The 2,427-nt window shown below is 63.8% G+C and carries 2 protein-coding genes; one reads left to right on the forward strand and one right to left on the reverse strand.

The window, feature by feature from the left end:
• Positions 1 to 132: 132 nt before the first annotated feature.
• Positions 133 to 1,707 carry a phytoene desaturase family protein gene (locus tag EN939_RS29960; protein ID WP_127271274.1) on the reverse strand — a complete coding sequence of 525 codons (1,575 nt, stop codon included), beginning with the start codon at positions 1,705 to 1,707 and terminating at the stop codon, positions 133 to 135.
• A gap of 119 nt (positions 1,708 to 1,826) precedes the next feature.
• Here EN939_RS29960 and EN939_RS29965 point away from each other — a divergent pair.
• Positions 1,827 to 2,427: cyclase family protein (locus EN939_RS29965; protein ID WP_164751343.1), on the forward strand; the 601-nt coding region annotated here is incomplete at its 3' end.

Here is a 2,427-nt window from a genome sequence, read left to right on the forward strand (position 1 = left end):
ATTCACGTCTGTTGATTGTCATGGTCGTTCCCCTTGTTGGTTTTGTTTCTGCGCGGCGTCTTCAGGTCATTGGTTCAGGCTTCTCGGGCAGCAGCGCCTTGCCCCTCGTAGCCTCAAGGAAATCCTCGGCTCCTACCTCCCGCCAAGCTGTTGCGCGAGCATGAAGCCCGACGCCGCACCGGTGCCGGCGCCCGGCCATGTCGCGGCCCCGGTGAGGTGCAGATTGGCCACCGGCGTGTTCCATCCGGCATAGCCGCGCGCCGGGCGGAACAGGAAATTCTGCGCCAGATGATGGCTGCCGCAGACCTGGTCGCCACCGACGAGATTCGGGTTCTCGCGCTCGAGATCGATGGGCGAAAACACGGCCCGGCCGAGGATCTGGTTTCGCAGGCCGGGCGCATAGGTCTCGATGATGTCGAGGACACGCTCGGCGTAGGCTTCCTTCACCTTGTCCCAATGGTCCGGTGCGATCTTGCCGGCGGCATCGCCCAGGATTTCGGCGGGCAGCATGCGCACCTGCACCCACAGCACATGCTTTCCCTGAGGCGCCCGCGATGGGTCGATCGCCGTCGGCTGGCCGACGACCAGCACCGGTTCGTCCGGCAGCATGCCCGCCATCGCATGCTGATAGGTGCGCGACATGGCGTCGAGCGAGGGCGACAGATGCACATAGGCGAACTGCCGAAGCTCCGCTCCGGCACGCCAGTCGGGCAGATCGTCCAGCGCCAGATGGATCATCATCGTGCCCGGTGCGTGGCGGAACTTTTGCATCGCCGAGTCGAAGCCGGCGTCGCCGGAACCATTGGGCAGCAGCTTGCCAGTCAGCGCCTTGGGCGCAACGCCGGCAATGACTGCCCTTGTGGCGGTATGGGTCTCACCGGAAGCAAGCCGCACGCCGGTCGCCCTGCCGGCGGAAACCGTGATCTCGGCCACTCCGGCGCCGGTGACGATCTTGCCTCCAGCAGATGTGACCATGCCCGACAGCGCCTTAATGATGGTGTCGGCGCCGCCTTTGCCCAGCACCATGCCGAAACTCTGGTTGGCCATCGATTCCAGATAGGGGAAGACGGCACCGCCGGCGATGTCGGGCGCGAAGTCGAGATGCATGCCCCAGGTGGCGAGCGTTGCCCTGATATGCGGCGACTCGAAATTCTCCTCCAGCCAGGCGCGGGGCGAGGACAACAGCAGCCGGCCCGTATCGAGCGCCCCGGACATGCCCTTCTTGCGCCACAGGTTCCACGCCGTGCCGGCAAGCGCGCTGGCGCGCATCGGCGATCCCAGCAGCCGGAACAGGTGTTCGGCCTCAGCCGGGAAGGCGGCAACCAGCCTGCGCCATGTCTGGGCGTCGGCGGCGGAGAAGGCGGCGATGCGCGCGGCGGTCTTTTCCAGATCGTTGCTGACGCCGAACCAGCGTCCGTCGGGGAAGGCGCTGGCGAAACAGTCGACGACCGGGGCGAACTCCAGCCCCTGCGCTTTCAATTCATTTGCATATTTCCGGTGGAAGGCCGAGCCGGCGAAGAGGCTCAGATTCATCGCGCCGAAATCGTGGCGGAAGCCGGGAAGGGTGAATTCGCGTGTCTGGACGGCGCCGCCGATTGTTGCACTGCCCTCGAAAATCCCGGTTTTCCAGCCTTTGAGCGCCAAATGCGCGGCGCATGCCAGACTGTTGTGGCCCGCCCCGACAAAGATGGCGTCGAACTCGCTCACGCCTCGTCCCCATTTCCTTTATGCTTAAAGATAATTGCAGATGCATATGTTTTCGTCTAGTAGGATATTAAGGGCCGAGACGAGCCTTGATCATCACACGAAAGAGGGAACTTCAAACCATGGACACCCAAAAACTCCTCGGCGAAGTCGCCGGCCAGCTTCTTTCAGGCGCCATCAAGGTGGTCGACCTGTCGGCGCCACTCGGGCCGGACACGCCGTTGATCAAGCTGCCGCCAGAACTCGCCGTCGACACGCCGAAGGTCGAGATCCACAACATCTCCCGTTACGACAAGAACGGTCCGTGGTGGGCCTGGAACTGGCTGAAGCTCGGCGAGCATTCGGGCACGCATTTCGATGCGCCGCAGCATTGGATCAGCGGCAAGGATTATCCGGACGGCGCCACCGACACCATTCCGGCGCAGAATTTCGTCGGCCCGGTCAATGTCATCGACTGTTCGAAGGAAGCCGCCGCCGACCCCGATTTCCTGCTCACCGTCGACCACATCAAGGCCTGGGAAGCCGAGCATGGCGCGATCAATGCTGGCGAATGGGTGGTGATGCGCACCGACTGGTACAAGCGCAACGGTTCGGAAGCCGAGTTCCTCAACGCCAACGAGACCGGGCCGCACACGCCGGGGCCGACGGCCGAAGCCATCCAGTTCCTGATCAGCAAGGACATCAAGGGCTGGGGCTCGGAGACGATCGGCACGGATGCCGGCA

The sequence above is a fragment of the Mesorhizobium sp. M7A.F.Ca.CA.002.05.1.1 genome, from assembly GCF_003998335.1.
Taxonomy (GTDB): Bacteria; Pseudomonadota; Alphaproteobacteria; order Rhizobiales; family Rhizobiaceae; genus Mesorhizobium.